General features: G+C 70.3%; 13 protein-coding genes and 1 riboswitch. Of the genes, 5 read left to right on the top strand and 8 right to left on the bottom strand.

Annotated features, from left to right (window positions below):
* Positions 1-1,509 carry an ABC transporter substrate-binding protein gene (locus DMC61_RS10885; RefSeq protein ID WP_125688921.1) on the bottom strand — a complete coding sequence of 503 codons (1,509 nt, stop codon included), beginning with the start codon at positions 1,507-1,509 and terminating at the stop codon, positions 1-3.
* Between the two features lie 83 nt (positions 1,510-1,592).
* Positions 1,593-1,708, bottom strand: a riboswitch (cobalamin riboswitch).
* A 58-nt stretch (positions 1,709-1,766) separates the two neighbouring features.
* Between DMC61_RS10885 and DMC61_RS10880 the strand changes: the two genes are divergently transcribed.
* Both DMC61_RS10880 and DMC61_RS10875 read left to right on the top strand, forming a co-directional pair.
* Positions 1,767-2,510 carry a trans-aconitate 2-methyltransferase gene (locus DMC61_RS10880; RefSeq protein WP_125688919.1) on the top strand — a complete coding sequence of 248 codons (744 nt, stop codon included), beginning with the start codon at positions 1,767-1,769 and terminating at the stop codon, positions 2,508-2,510.
* Positions 2,511-2,594: 84 nt separating this feature from the next.
* Positions 2,595-4,328: a sodium:proton antiporter gene (locus tag DMC61_RS10875; RefSeq protein ID WP_125688917.1), complete on the top strand. Its 1,734-nt coding sequence runs from the start codon at positions 2,595-2,597 to the stop codon at positions 4,326-4,328.
* A gap of 6 nt (positions 4,329-4,334) precedes the next feature.
* Here DMC61_RS10875 and DMC61_RS10870 read toward each other — a convergent pair whose 3' ends face one another.
* A complete protein-coding gene (locus DMC61_RS10870; RefSeq protein ID WP_233594764.1) occupies positions 4,335-4,709 on the bottom strand; it encodes a hypothetical protein in 375 nt (124 codons plus the stop codon).
* 309 nt (positions 4,710-5,018) lie between these two features.
* On the opposite strand from DMC61_RS10870, the gene DMC61_RS10865 reads away from it, so the two are divergent.
* The gene (locus tag DMC61_RS10865) at positions 5,019-5,429 is read left to right on the top strand and encodes a hypothetical protein (RefSeq protein ID WP_125688915.1); all 411 of its coding nucleotides are present in this window, start codon (positions 5,019-5,021) and stop codon (positions 5,427-5,429) included.
* Between the two features lie 158 nt (positions 5,430-5,587).
* Positions 5,588-6,685: a Vms1/Ankzf1 family peptidyl-tRNA hydrolase gene (locus DMC61_RS10860; protein WP_125688913.1), complete on the top strand. Its 1,098-nt coding sequence runs from the start codon at positions 5,588-5,590 to the stop codon at positions 6,683-6,685.
* A gap of 5 nt (positions 6,686-6,690) precedes the next feature.
* Here DMC61_RS10860 and DMC61_RS10855 read toward each other — a convergent pair whose 3' ends face one another.
* Positions 6,691-6,945: a Prokaryotic metallothionein gene (locus DMC61_RS10855; RefSeq protein ID WP_125688911.1), complete on the bottom strand. Its 255-nt coding sequence runs from the start codon at positions 6,943-6,945 to the stop codon at positions 6,691-6,693.
* Between the two features lie 178 nt (positions 6,946-7,123).
* Positions 7,124-8,032 carry a DMT family transporter gene (locus DMC61_RS10850; protein WP_125688909.1) on the bottom strand — a complete coding sequence of 303 codons (909 nt, stop codon included), beginning with the start codon at positions 8,030-8,032 and terminating at the stop codon, positions 7,124-7,126.
* A gap of 73 nt (positions 8,033-8,105) precedes the next feature.
* On the opposite strand from DMC61_RS10850, the gene DMC61_RS10845 reads away from it, so the two are divergent.
* Positions 8,106-9,053, top strand: coding sequence for a LysR family transcriptional regulator (locus DMC61_RS10845; RefSeq protein WP_125688907.1), 948 nt, complete (start codon positions 8,106-8,108; stop codon positions 9,051-9,053).
* Here the strand turns inward: DMC61_RS10845 and DMC61_RS10840 are convergent.
* From DMC61_RS10840 to DMC61_RS10825, 4 genes are read right to left on the bottom strand one after another with little or no spacing between them, the layout of a single operon-like run.
* Positions 9,036-10,127, bottom strand: a complete 1,092-nt coding sequence (locus tag DMC61_RS10840; protein WP_233594763.1) for an acetate/propionate family kinase — start codon at positions 10,125-10,127, stop codon at positions 9,036-9,038. The two genes, DMC61_RS10845 and DMC61_RS10840, sit on opposite strands and share 18 nt — an antisense overlap.
* Positions 10,124-12,424: a phosphoketolase family protein gene (locus DMC61_RS10835; RefSeq protein ID WP_125688903.1), complete on the bottom strand. Its 2,301-nt coding sequence runs from the start codon at positions 12,422-12,424 to the stop codon at positions 10,124-10,126. Before DMC61_RS10835 ends, DMC61_RS10840 begins: the two co-directional genes overlap by 4 nt.
* A gap of 53 nt (positions 12,425-12,477) precedes the next feature.
* Positions 12,478-13,134, bottom strand: a complete 657-nt coding sequence (locus tag DMC61_RS10830) for a response regulator transcription factor (RefSeq protein WP_125688901.1) — start codon at positions 13,132-13,134, stop codon at positions 12,478-12,480.
* A complete protein-coding gene (locus tag DMC61_RS10825) occupies positions 13,131-14,228 on the bottom strand; it encodes a sensor histidine kinase (protein ID WP_125688899.1) in 1,098 nt (365 codons plus the stop codon). Before DMC61_RS10825 ends, DMC61_RS10830 begins: the two co-directional genes overlap by 4 nt.
* Positions 14,229-14,292 lie beyond the last annotated feature (64 nt).

Below are 14,292 nucleotides of genomic sequence, written 5' to 3'. Positions count from 1 at the left end.
TCAGGACAGCCGGGCGCGGTCGAACCGCGCCCAATCGAAGGTGTTCGGTGGCGCGGTCACCACCCCGGAAACCCGCTTCGACACGGCGATCGTCCAGGTGCTGAACCCCCAGGCGAGCAGCCCGCCGGATTCGTGGACGATCCGCTGCGCGTCGCCGAACAGCGCCAGCCTGGCGCGTTCGTCCGCGGTGGCCGCGGCGCGATCCATCAGCGCGTCGAACTCCGGCGAGCCGAAGCCGTTCACGTTGTTCGAGCCGCGGGTGCGGAAACGCTGGTTGAGGAACGTCGGGACGGGCAGGGTGGCCGTGCGGGTGAGCGCGGCGACACCCTTGGTCTTGATCTCGCTGAAATAGGTGCTCGAACCGCGGGTGTTCGGCGTGGCGGCGAGCCCGATCTCCTTGAGCTGCTGGGAAATCACCGTGGCCGCGGTGGCGAAGCCCGGATCGACGTCGCTGGTTTCGACGGCGAAGGCCAGCCCCTCCGCGCCCGCCTCGCGGACGAGCGACCGGGCCAGGTCCACATCGCGACGGCGCTGGGGGATGTCCGCGGCATACCCGCGAAGTCCCTTGCCGAACAGGTCGTTGCCGATCTCCCCGCGCCCGGCCAGCGCTACGCGGTTCAAAGCCTCTCTGTCCACTCCGGACAGTACGGCGCGCACCAGCCTGGGGTCGGAGAACGGGGCTTGGGTCAGGCGCAGGATCAGGCCCTGCATCGTCGTTCCCTTGGCTTCGAGCAGCGAAACACGTGTGTCACCGGCGAGCCGGGCCGCGGTTCCGGCCGCGAGGTCGTGGGCGTAGTCGACCTGCCCGGACAGCAACGCGTTGACGCGCGCGGTCTCTTCGCTGACCGGCACGAATTCCAGCTCGTCGATGCTCGGCGCGCCGTCCCAGTGCGACTCGTTCTTGCGGAACACCGCCGGGCCGCCGGGCGTGAACGAGACGAAACGGAACGGCCCCGAGCCGACCGGCGCGGTGAAATCCGTCGTCCCGGCGGGCACGATCTCCGCGCCGGGAGCGCCCCAGCCCGAGGGGAATTCGAAGTCGGGCGCGGTCAGTGTTAGCTCGATTTCCTTGGGGGACAACGCTTTACTGCGGGCGAAGTCTACCTTCGCGAAGTACTGTCGCGACGAGGAAGCCAGCGCGGGGTCGGCGATCCGCCGGAAGGTGTAGAGCACGTCGTCCGCGGTGACCGGACGCCCGTCGTGGAACGCCGCCTGCCGCAGCCGGATCCGCCAGCGCGTACCGGAGGCGTCGCTCTCCCAGGACTCGGCCAGCCGTGGCCGCAAGGAGGTGTCGGCGTTGTAGGCGACCAGCGTGTCGAAGAGCGCCTTGGCCCGCGCCTGATCGACGAAGAGCGAAACCTGGGCCGGATCGAGGGTTTCCTTCGACCCGCCCGCGGCGAACGCCACTCGCAGCCTGCCCGTGGCCGCCGGTGCGGTCCCGCAGGCGGCCAGGGGCGTGAGCGCGGCCAGCGCCAGCAGTCTCCGACGGGTGAGCGGATGACGCGTCATAGGAACCTCCGGGACATCGAGCACTGTCCCGGGCGCGCGACCGCACGTGAACGGGACCCCGCTCCGCACTCCACGACAGTTGGGGTTGGCGGTGTCCGGCGGGCAGTCCGGCTCACGGCGTACGGCCGCTCACGGTTGCGGGTCAGCGCCGGATTCACACCGGCTTCCCCCGACGGGCACCTTCTTACGTTGTGGCGCACACGGTAACCCATGACCGGCGTGTGCTACACAGGATCAAGATCACGAAGGGGAGGCCGGTGGACGAGAAGCTCGCGGCGGACTGGGTGCGCCGGTGGGACGTGCAGCAGGAACGCTATGTCGCCGACCGTGAAGAACGCTTCACCGTGGTGATCGACGTCGTCGAGCACGTCTGCCGCGACGTCGCCGAGCCGCTGGTGCTGGACCTCGGCTGCGGCCCGGGCTCGCTGACCACCAGGCTCGCCGGGCGGTTACCGCACGCACGGATCGTCGGCCTCGACGACGACCCGTTCCTGCTCGCGCTCGCCCGAGCGACCCGGCCGGAGCGGAGCGACATCGAGTACGTCCGGGCCGACTTGGCCGAGAGCGGCTGGCTGAAGTGGCGGCCGGTCGACGCCGTGGTCTCGACGACCGCGTTGCACTGGCTGCGTCCCGAGCGGCTCGCCCAGGTCTACCGTGACCTCGCCGTCGCGCTGAGGGCGGGCGGCGCGCTCGTCAACGGCGACCACCTCTACGACGAGCAACCGGCCATCCGCGAACTCGCCGAGGTGGTCAAGGAGCGCCGGGCGGCCCGTGCCGGGGTCCACGCCAACGAGGACTGGAAGACCTGGTGGGCGGCGGTGGCCGCGGATCCCGCGCTGCGGGAGCGCTTCACGGCCGAAGAATTGCGCGGCATCTCGACCGGCTACGGCAACCGGCTCAGCCCGCAGGAGCACACCAGGCTGCTGCGGGAGGCGGGTTTCGCGGAGGTGGCCCCGGTTTGGCAGTCCGGCGACGATTACGTCCTGGCGGCGCTGCGCTGACCGGCTCCGACTTGCGGGTCCGGTGACCTCGTGTCACCAATGGACACGGCAAGCCACTGACCGGCGAGAGGACACGTGAACCCGGTGAACCTGACTCTCGTCGTCGTCCTCGGTGTCGTCAGCATCGTCCTGGTGGCCGCGTTCTCCGAGCGGCTCAACGTCGCCGCCCCGCTGAGCCTCGTGGTGGCCGGTATCGGCCTGAGCTTCCTGCCCGGCGTCCCGCATCCCGAGGTCGAACCGGAGCTGATCCTCGCCGGGGTCCTCCCGCCGCTGCTGTATTCGGCGGCGGTGAACATGCCGGTGGTCGATTTCCGTCGGAACATCCGGCCGATCACCGGCCTCGCGGTGCTGCTCGTGGTGGGGACGACCCTCGGCGCGGGCTGGCTGTTCCATTGGCTGATACCGGATATCGGCTGGCCCGCCGCGTTCGCGCTCGGCGCGGTCATCAGCCCCACCGACGCCGTGGCCGCGACGTCCGTGGGACGGCGGCTCGGCCTGCCGCCCCGGCTGCTGACCGTGCTCGAAGGCGAAGGGCTCGTCAACGACGCCTCCGCGCTCGTGCTGCTGCGGTCGGCCGTCGCCGCGGTCGCCGGGTCGGTGTCGGTCTGGGGCATCGTGGGAGAGTTCGTCTACGCGGTCGTCGTGGCGGTCGGGATCGGGCTGCTCGTCGGGATCCTCAATGTCCGGGTGCGCGCGTTGCTGGGCAACGCCGTGCTCAACACCGCGATCTCGTTCGTGGTCCCGTTCATCGCGTTCCTGCCCGCGGAAGAGGCCGGAGCGTCGGGCGTGCTCGCGGTCGTCGTCGCCGGACTGGTGACCGGGCATCTGGCCCCGCGGCATCTGCGCGCGACGGACCGGCTCGCCGAGGCCGTCAACTGGCGCACCGCGGCCTTCCTGCTGGAAAGCGCGATGTTCCTGCTCATGGGACTCAGCGTCAAAACCCTCATCGACGAGGTGCACGAGGACGGTTCGAGCGTGTGGCGTGCGCTCGCCATCGGCCTGGCCGCGTCGGCGCTCGTCATCGTCGCGCGCATCGTCTTCGTCGGGCCGTTGGTCGGCGGCCTGTACCGCGAGCAGCGGAAGGCCGCGCGGTTCAAACCCCGGCTGGAAACGACGCAGGCGGTGCTGCGGGGCGACGAGTCGAATCCCGCCGTCACCGAACGGCTGGACAAGGCGTCACCGAGGCGGGTGGCGCATTTCCGGAAACGGCTCGACCGGGCCGCCGCCGACGTCGAGTTCCGGCTCACCGAGACACTGGGCTGGCGCGGTGGCGTGGTGCTCGGCTGGGCGGGGATGCGTGGCGCGATCACCCTCGCGGCCGCGCAGACCCTTCCGCAGGACACGCCGGACCGCGCCCTGCTGGTCCTGATCGCCTACGTGGTGGCGACCACGACGCTGCTGGTGCAGGGAATGACGCTGCCGGCGGTGATCCGCGCGGCGCGGGTGCCGTCGGAGGATCCCGATCGGTTGCGACGCGAGTACGTCCGGCTCACGACCGAGCTGGCCGACGCGGCGAAGTCCTTTTTGGACGATCCCACCCTGGAGGATCCGGGCAACGGCCCCTTCGGCGACCGGGTCGTGGACCGGGCGCGCTCGGACGTACGCGTCCCGCCCGCATCGCCGGGCGACCGCCCGGCTCCGGAACAAATCGAGCAGTACCTGCGGCTGCGCCTGCGGGTCCTGACCGAACAGTCCGAACGACTCCAGCGCGCCCGGTCGAGCGGCGCGTACAGCTCGGAGGCGCTGAGCCGGGCGCAGACCGCCCTCGACGTCGAGATGGCCCGGCTCGAGCAGCTGGCCGACCGGCCGTCCTCCTGAGCGCGGTCAGCTCTCGGTCTTGACGTACAGCCGCACGGTTCCGCCGCGGTGTGTGCGGAAATAGTCCTGGAGTTGCGCGCTGCTCGCGATGCATCCGGCACTGGTGAAGTCGTTCTCGCCCGTGCGCGGCAGTGCGACGGAACATTGCGCGAGATAGCTGAATTTGTCCGGCCACAGCACGAAGAACGTCGCGGATCCGGAACCCGTGCCGCCGTTGTTGCGGAAAACCGCGCTCATCGAGCAGGCGTTGTCGTTGCACGGCCCGTTCCACTGCGAAGAACGCACCTGGAAATCGGGCCGCGCGGGTGGCGTCGTCCGGACCGCTTCTTCGGTGGTCGGCGCCGGTTCACGGGTGGCCCGTTCCGCCGTGGTCCGGGTCACGCGCGGTGTGCTCGTCACCGCGAGGGGACGGGAGGCCGTGGTCTGGCTCGCCGAGGTCGGCGCGAGTCCCTTCAACGGATTGAACCAACCGCTCTTCCCCCGTCATGGATTCATGTTACGGATCGCTGCGGTTAAGGGGGAGACGAGCATCTCTCGCCATCCCGGGACGGCGCGTTCCCGCTGGTGAACGGCGGTGTTTCGTTCCCGCGTCCCAATCGCCGCCGTTCGCCTTGCCGCCGGGCCGTCCGGCTGATGACGATGGAAACCGTCAAGGAGAAAGCGAAATGAGGGGGAACGACAGTGCGCGAGATGAAGCGATTCGCCGCCGTGACGGCGTTGGTGATCGGTTCCATGGCCACGGCGGGGGTCACCGCCGCGAGCGCGTCGGACGTGACGCGGGACGGTGATCGGGCCTCCTGCGCCAAGACGAAGATCTACCTCAATGACGACTGGGGCTGTGTGATCTCGTCCGGAGACCGCGTGAAGGTCGCGGACGACACCTGGGACGGGAACGGCACACGGCTGCACTGGACCAGCTCGCTGCCGAATTCGAGTGGGAAGACCGAGGGGTACTGCAAGGACTACGACGGTTCGGAGAACGGGTCCAAGGAGTGCGACTACCAATTCCCGGAGGGGACGACCATCAACTACAAGCTCGAGCAGATCAGCGACGGCGAGGTCGTCGACGCGAACGAGCGCTGGCGCCAGGCCGTGGTCTGACCCGGTGACCGGGCACCCGGGCGGCGGACACGGCCGCCCGGGTGCCCGCCCGTGCGTGGAGCCGAGTCCTCGACGCCTTCTCGGGCAAAAGTGTGATTCAGCCGCCTTCTCCCGGGTACCCGAAGATCGAAAACGGAACCGACGAGGCAGGAGGCATCGTGCAAAGCTCAACGCTCCGGGACGTCACCGTCCGCGAAGGACCTTTCGCGTCGGTCTACTTCGACAACTCGCACGACACCGAGGACGCCGCCGCGCAGCTGGAGTTGCGCTGGCGGTCGATCCGCAGGCAACTGGCCGACGAGGGCGCCGAGGAGCGGACGCTCACCGCTCTCGACGCGGCTGTGGCCGCCGCCCCGCCTTCGGAGGGCAAGGCGGGCCGGGCCCTGGTCGCGGAGGGGAACGAGGTCGTACTCGACGAGGAACTCGTGGAGCCGCCGCCCCGCGAGGTCGCCCGCGTCGCACCACAGCCGTACCTGCTCCCGCTCCTGCGGCTCACCCCGGCCGTCGTGCCGCATGTCGTCGTGGTCGCGGATCGGACGGGCGCCGATCTGTTCGCGGTGGGCGAGGACGGCGCCGAACAGCGGACCGTCCAAGGCGAGGACCATCCCGTGCACAAGGTGCGCGGTGGCGGCTCGGCCTACTGGAACATCCAGCATCGGGTGGAGGCCGTGGCCGAACGCAACGCCGCGGAGGTCGCGCAAGAGGCGGTGAAGCTCGCCGATTCCGTCGGCGCCGAGGTGCTGGTGCTCGCGGGTGAGGTGCAGGCGCGTACGCAGGTGCGTGACGAGCTCGCCCCGCGCGGCAAGGAGAAGGTCGTCGAGCTGGAGGAAGGCGGCCGGGCGGACGGAAGTGGCCCGGAGGCGCTCGAAGCCGAGGTGCGCCGGGTGCTGGCCGAGCACGCCGAACGCCGTCGCCAGGACGTGATCGACCGCTTCCGTGCCGAACAGGGTCGCGAGGGCGGCCTCGCGGCGGACGGGCTCGCGCGGACGACGGCGGCCCTGCGTTCGGGTGCCGTCGAGACCTTGCTGATCGATGCCGATTCCTTGGCCGATCGCCTGGTCTGGGTGTCCGGCGAACCGACGCAGGTCGCGGCCGCGAAGGAGGATCTCGAACTCTCCGGGACGGAAACGCTGACCGAGTGCCGCGCGGACGAAGCACTTCCGGTGGCCGTGCTGGCCGAAGGTGCGGACATCGTCCCCGTCAGCGGCGAGGGTCTGACGGAGGGCGTCGGCGCCGTTCTCCGGTTCGCGATCTGACCGGATCAGGACGTCGCGACGGCATCGCGCGCCTTATCGCCGCCGGCGACCGAGCTCTTCCTGGCGCAGTGGGCGCAGCAGAAGAAGCGGTCCTCCACCTGGATGCCGTGTCCGACCACGCGGCAGCCGCAGTGCTCGCAGATCGGCGCCAGCTGGTGGATCGCGCATTCGAAGGAGTCGAAGGTGTGCTTCGCCCCGTCGACGGTGTGGATCTCGAACGTCTTTTCGTAGTCGTTTCCGCAGACTTCGCAGTTCGTCATACCGGAGGGCTACCCGGCGCACGGTGTCGGCAACCACAGCAGTCACAGCGGCCGCGCGTGAAGGCCCCCTTCCCTCGGCTCAGCCGAGGAAACTCGACCTTCACACCTTCCCAAGTACGTGAAGGCCCCCTTCCTTGCGCCTAGGTACATGAAGGGGGCCTTCATGTACCCCTAGCCGTCACGGAGCGGCGGAAACACGGTCCCGCCGCGGAGTCCGGCTCACCGCCCAAACACTGACCACGACCAGGAGACATCCGCCCAGCTGCGTGACAGTCGGCCGCTCGTGCAGGGCGAGCACGCCGAACGCGACGGCGAGAACCGGATGCAGCAACAGAAGCGAAGCACTCACCTGAGGTGCCAGCTGAGAAAGGGCTCCCGCGATGAGGAGCCAGGCGAGCACCTGCCCGACCAGCGCGAGCGCGATCAGCCACAGCCACGCGGCCAGGTCGAGGTCCAGGTCGATCCCCGTCCATACACTGCCGACCACGACCGCCGCGGCACACGCCGCCACCGTGGAAGCGCACACCGGGAACACGACATGGCCTTGGCCGCTCCCTTGCCGCATGAAGAACAGGTACCCCGCGTAGGCGATGCCCGCGATGGTGCCGAAAACGATGCCCCCGACCGGATCCGTGCCCGGCTCGGCCTGGCCGATCACGCCGGCCGCCATGGTCACGCCGATCAGCATGACCGGCGCGAGCGCGAGGAACCGCCTGGACGGGGCCGAACCCAGGAACAGCCAGGTGAGCAGCGGGAACACCACCACCTGGATGTTGAGCAGCACCGTGGAGATGGACGCGCCGACGTCTTGGATGCTCGCCACCCAAAAGACGTAGTCGACGCCGAGCAGTGCCCCGGCCGCCAGGTCGAAACGCACCAGCCGCCACGGCCGCGGTCCGATCCGCCGCCATTCCCGGACCGATAGCGGGACCAGCACGGTCAGTGCGATGGCGCAGCGCAGGAACGCGGTGGTACCCGGGCTCGCGCCGGACAGTTTGGCGAACCCGGCCGACACCGAGGTGCACGCCGCGCCCCCGCTGATCCGCAGCGCGGCCGTGCGGTGCCGATCGGGTGCCCGAACACTCATGGCGATCACTATGCCGAGTCCGGTCGCATAGCAAAAGTGAATGTTCCTACCCGTAAATCGGTAGCATCGCTTCATGAACCTGGGTCGGCTGCAAGCGCTCGCGTCGGTCGCGAAGTACGGATCCGTCGCCCGCGCCGCGGAGGTCCTGCACGTCACGCCGTCCGGGGTGTCGCAGCAGCTGAACAAGCTGGAGAAGGAGACCGGGCACCCGCTGCTCGAGCCCGCGGGGCGCGGCATCCGGCTCACCCGCGCGGGCCAGGTGCTGGCCGGGCACGCGGCACGGGTGCTCGCCCAGGTCGCCGCGGCCGAAGCCGATCTCGCCGCGCTGGACCAGGAGGTGGCGGGCCCGCTGCGGATCGGGGCCGTCGGCAGCGCGATCCGGGAGCTGTTGCCGGGCGTGCTGGCCGAACTCGTCGCGAACCGGCCACGGCTCACGGTGTCCCTGCGCGACGGCGAGGTGGTGGACCTGCTTCCCCGGCTGCTCACCGACGAGCTCACGGTGCTGCTGATGGAAAGCTGGGAGGTCCGGCCGCCGCTCCTGCCCGCGGGGGTCGCCGTGCGCACGCTCGTCCGGGAACCGGCCGAGGTCGCCCTCGCCGCGGATCATCCGCTCGCCGGCCGGTCCGTCGTCGATCTCGCCGAGCTCGCCGGTCAGGCCTGGACCTGCTGCCCGGCGGGCACGGAGGCCCACGTGGCGCTCACCCAGACCATGCGCGGGCTCGGCGCCGAGCCGGACATCCGGTTCGCGGTCGCCGAGTACCCCACCCAGCTCGCGCTGGTCGCCGCCGGGCTCACCGTCGCGCTCGTCCCCAGGATGGCGCAGCGGCCCACCCCGGACGGCGTCCGGTTCGTCCGCACCCGCCCGGTGCTGCACCGGGAGATCCGCGTCGCCTGGCGTACCGACGACCAAGGGCCGCCGATCCGCGCCCTGCTGGCCGCGCTGATCTCGCGTCAGGAAGCGGGGCGATATCGCGATGGACAGGCCGGGGCCGCCCGGGGAGGCTCAGGCAGCTGGCCGTGACGTCACGGTGGCGGCCGCCGCCGCCAGGGACAGTTCCTCCCGCGACCGCACCGTCAGTGCCGGTATCCGCGCGTCCCGGCCGCTGATGATCGCGTCCTGGGAGCGGTCGGTGGACAGATTCCCCTGTATCCCGAGCACGCCGAGACCGCGCGCGACGGCCTCGGCGACTTCGGGCTGATCCCAGCCGATGTCGCCGGTGAACACCAGCGCGTCCACACGGTCGAGGCTCGCCGCGACGGCCGCGAGTTCGCGGCGGACGCGATGTTCGAACACCGCCATGGTGAACCTGGCCCCGGCGTCACCGGAACGGCTGTCCCGGACCAGCTCCCGGGTGTCGTCCGAGGTACCGGACAACCCCAGCAGCCCCGAATGGTGATAGAGGCCGTCTTCGAGTTCGTCCAAGCCGACATGCCCTTCCCGCAAAAGCCACAGCAGCATCCCGGGATCGACACTGCCGGACCTCTTCACCATCATCGCGCCTTCGAGCGGGGTGAAGCCCATCGACGTGTCGACGCTGCGCCCGCCGGAGACCGCGCACACCGAGCTGCCACCGGACAGGTGCGCCACGAGAAGGCCGAGCTCCTCCGGCGGGCGGCCGAGCAGCTCGCCGGCGCGCCGGACCGCCCACGCGAACGAGTGCCCGTGGAACCCGTAACGGCGCAGGTCCCAGCGTTCACGCCAGCGCGCGGGCAGCGGGTACGTCCGCGCGACCTCGGGCAGACCCTGATGGAAGGCGGTGTCCGGGCAGACGACGTGCGGCACGTCCGGCAGCAGCCCGGTCAGCAGCTCCAGCAGGGCTTCGGTGTTCGGAACATGTTCCGGTGCCAGGGATTTCGCCTTCGTGATCGCCTCGCGTACCCGGGCGTCCACCACGGCTGGCGCGACGAGCGCCGCCCCGCCGTGCACGAGCCGGTGCGCGACCGCGTCCACCCGCACATCCTTGACGAACGACCGCACGTCTTCGGTGGCGTCCGCCGGTGGTTTCCCGATCTCCGCCGAGTCGACGACGTCCTCGCCGTCGGCGACGTGCAGCCGCAGACTGCCCGATCCGGGATTGACGGTCAGTGTCCTCACGGGTGCCACCGCCAGCCGGTGATCTCGGCCGGATCTTCACCGTCCTGATAGGACTGTCGCAGTACGGAGTTCCGTCGCCGCACCAGTTCGCGGGCGAGGTCCCCGCCTGCCGACGCCCAGCCATCCGCCCGGCGGACGGCGTCGGCGGCGAGGTCGTGACGGGTCATCCGGTTGCTCGCGAGCAGATCGAACGGCGTGGTCGTGGTGCCTTCCTCCAGATAACCGTGGACATGGAAGCGCTCGGTGCGCGGGCGTCCGTGCAGCACCTCGTGTACCGCGGACGGGTAGCCGTGGAAGGCGAACACCACGGGTGTCCCGTCGCCGAAGCAGTCGCCGAACGCCTCATCGGACATCCCGTTCGGATGCCGGCCCGGTGGGCAGAGGGAGAGCAGATCGACCACGTTCACCACGCGCACCCGCAGTTCCGGCGCCGTTTCCCGCAGCAACTGAGCGGCGGCGAGGGTTTCCACGGTGGGAGTCGTTCCGGCGCAGGCGAGGACGACGTCGGCCGCGTCCTCGGTGTTGCCCGCCCACGGCCATGCGCCCGCGCCCGCGCGGCAGTGCGCCCGGGCCTCGTCGGGTGACAGCCATTGCGGGCCGCTCTGTTTCCCGGCGACGACGACGTTGATCAGCCCGGTCGAGCCGAGACAGCGATGCATCGTCTCCAGCAGCGTGTTCGCGTCCGGCGGCAGATAGATCCGGGACGTGGTGGCCTTCTTGGTCAGCATCTGGTTGATGAACCCGGGCCCCTGATGGCTGTAGCCGTTGTGCTCCTGCCGCCAGCCGTCGCTGGTGAGCAGGTAGTTCAGGCTCGCCACCGGCGCGCGCCAGCCGACCTCGCCGGACATCTTGAGGAATTTGGCGTACTGGTTCACCATGCTGTCCACAATGGACACGAAGGCTTCGTAGCAGGGGAAGAGGCCGTGCCGTCCGGTGAGCAGGTAGCCCTGCAGCCAGCCTTGGCACAGGTGCTCGGAAAGCACTTCGTGCACGCGGCCGCGAGGGCCGAGATGCTCGGTGTACCCCGAGACCTCGCGGTCGAATTGCCGCGGCGTCGCTTCGAGCAGCACGCCGAGCTTGTTGGACTCCAGTTCGTCCGGGCAGACGACGCGGAACGTGCTCGGCGCGCGCCGGACGATCTCCGCCAGCCACTCGGCCAGCACCTCGGGGGCACTGGCGTCGGCGGCGCCGGGTTCGCCGACGGCAACGGAGTACTTCGCCACCTCGGGAAGGGGCAGGTCACGGCGCAGCAGGCCGCCGTTGGCCTGCGGGACGCGGCCGAGCCGCAACTCGGGAGCGGGTGGGACCGCGAGGATGTCCGCGGCCGGGACCCCGTTCTCGTCGAAGAGTTCCTCCGGCCGGTAGGACCGCAGCCAGCGTTCGAGTTCGGCCAGCTCACGCGGATCGTCCGCGGCGCCGGACAGGGGGACCTGATGGGCGTGGAAGGTGCCTTCGAGCGGAGTCCCGTCCGGCGTGGCCGGCGGCAGACCCGCACCCTTGGTGTTCCGCAGGACGATCATCGGCGGATGGTCCGTGTCGTGTTCGTGTGCCCGGGCCAGCGCTTCGGCCAGTGGCGTGTCCGGATCATCGGTGCCGCGGACGTCCACGATGATCGGATGCCAGCCGCAGCCGGTGAAATAGGCGACGAGTTCGTCGTCGGACATCGCTTCATAGATTGTCGGTGACGCGATCTTGTAGCCGTTGAGATGCAGGATGGGCAACACCCTGCCGTCATCCGGGCCGCTGAATTTGGGGCTGTGCCACGCGGCGGCGGTCGGTCCCGTCTCGGCTTCGCCGTCACCGATCACGCAGGCGACCAGCAGGCCGGGATCGTCGAACGCGGCACCGAAAGCCGTCGCGAGGGCGTAACCGAGTTCCCCGCCCTCGTGGATGACGCCGGGAACCTCGGGGGAGAGGTGGCTGGGGAAGCCGCCGGGCCAGGAGAACCGTGCGACCAGGTCCGCGAGCCCGCGCTCGTCGAGCGACAGCCGGGGATCGTATTCGGCGTGGGTGCCCTCCAGCCACAGGTTGGCGTGGATGGCGGGCGCGCCGTGTCCGGGGCCGGTGATCAGCAGGGTCCGTTGCCCGGTTTCGGAGACGAGCCGATTCAGCCCGGCGTACACGAGGGTCAGGCCGGGGCAGGTGCCCCAGTGCCCGAGCGGCCTGGGTTTCAGGTGTTCCGGCCGTAGCGGCTCGCGGAGCAGGACGTTGTCCTTGAGATGGATCATCGCCGCGGCGAGGTAGTCGCACGCCCGCCGGTACCGCCGGAGTGTCCCGTCTTCTGTTCCGCCAGGCACCGGTCCTCCTTTCCGAGGGGGTTTTCCGGCGGGTACCCGGCGACTCGGGACGGCTAACCCGGTGCGACCAGGCCTGACTCGTAAGCGAGAACCACCAGTTGCGCGCGGTCGCGGGCGTGGAGTTTGGTCATGGCGCGGTTGACGTGCGTCTTCGCGGTCGACGGGCTGATCACCATGTGACCGGCGATCTCGTCGTTGGACAGGCCCCGCGCGACCAGGACCACGGCTTCGCGTTCGCGGTTGGTCAGTTCCGGCAGCCCGGTACCGCCGGCGCCGCCGAGCGGGACGGTGACGTACCGGTCGATCAGCTTGCGGGTGATCGAAGGCGCGAGCAGCGCGTCGCCGCGTGCGGCGACGCGGATGGCGTGCAGGAAGTCTTCGGGTTCGATGTCCTTCACGAGGAATCCCGCCGCGCCCGCACGCAGCGCGTTGAAGACGTACTCGTCCAAGCCGTAGTTGGTCAGGATGACGACGTGCACCCCGGACAGCGCCGGATCGGCGGCGATGCGCCGGGTCGCCTCGATGCCGTCGACCCCGGGCATCTGGATGTCGATGAGCGCGATGTCGGGCAGGTGCTTTCGGGCGAGCAACACGCCTTCGCCCCCGTCGGCCGCTTCGGCCACGACCTCGATGTCGTCCTCGACGTCGAGCAGTGCGCGGAATCCGCTCCGGATGAGGGGCTGGTCGTCGACCAGCAGGACGCGGATCACGGGCGCTCCACGGGAAGTTCGGCCCGGACGGAGAAACCACCGGTGTCTTTCGGCCCGGCGTCGAGACGGCCGCCCAGCGCGGTGACCCGTTCACGCATCCCCAGCAGCCCGACGCCGGGGATCGGTGCGGCGCCAGGAATGGCCTTGCCGTCGTCCTCGACCTGGATGGCGAGGGCGCCGGGACGGTGGTCGATCCGCACCGAGGCGGTCTTGGCCGCGGCGTGCCGGGCGATGTTGGTCAAGGACTCCTGAACGATCCGGTACGCGGTGCGGTCCACGGCCGAGGGCAGATCGAGCCGTCGCCCTTCGACGGTGAGCGTCGCGTCCAGGCCGGCCGTCCGGGCCCGGTCCACCAGGTCGGGGATCCGGTCGAGTCCGTGCGGCGGATTCGTATCGTCGTCACGCAGGGCTTCCAGGGTCGCCCGCAACTCCCTGGTCGCCTCGCGGCCGGCCTCACGGATCGCCAGCAACGATTCCGGCACCGCCTCGCCCCGTTTGGTGGCCAGATGGACGGCGACCTCGGCCTGCACCTTGATGACGGAGATCTGATGGGTGAGCGAATCGTGCAGTTCCCGCGCGATGTGCAGCCGCTCCTCGTCGGCCCGGCGCCGCGCGGTCTCCTCACGGGTGCGCTCGGCCTCGTCGGCCCGCCGCTCCGCCTGCCGCAGCGCTTCGCCCGCCGCGCCGGCGGCGATCAGCCAGGCCAGCTGAAGGGCGTCTCGGCTCTGGGCGAACGCGTCGCCGACGGACGCGGCGTTGGCGGAGGCCAGGAGCACGAGCGGGAGCGCGACGATCAGGAGCACCGATCCCGCGACGGCGGCGATCCGGTGTCCGGCGCGGACCGCCGCGTAGACCGCGACCAGATAGGCGACGGCGGGCACGGTGAAACCCGCGGCCTGGTATCCCAGCGCGCACACCGCGGTCACGGCCAGGACCGTGAGGGGCGCCCGGCGATACGCGGCGAGCGCCAGGCCTCCGGCGACCAGCGCCACGTAACCCAGTGGGTTCGTGGTGGTGTCCTCACTGGACAGTGCCGTGACGAGCAGGACCACCGTCACCCCGGCGGCGATCGCCCAGTCCCAGACCCTGTTCATGCGAGAACCCTAACCAGCCGTCCCGGCGGGCGACTCCTCCGCACAGACGATCCCTCGACTACCA

Origin of the sequence: Amycolatopsis sp. WAC 04169, assembly GCF_003947535.1 — a bacterium.
Taxonomy (GTDB): Bacteria; Actinomycetota; Actinomycetes; order Mycobacteriales; family Pseudonocardiaceae; genus Amycolatopsis; species Amycolatopsis keratiniphila.
The sequence above is the reverse complement of the archived record's forward strand: the minus strand, read 5'-3'. Positions and strand labels throughout refer to the sequence as shown.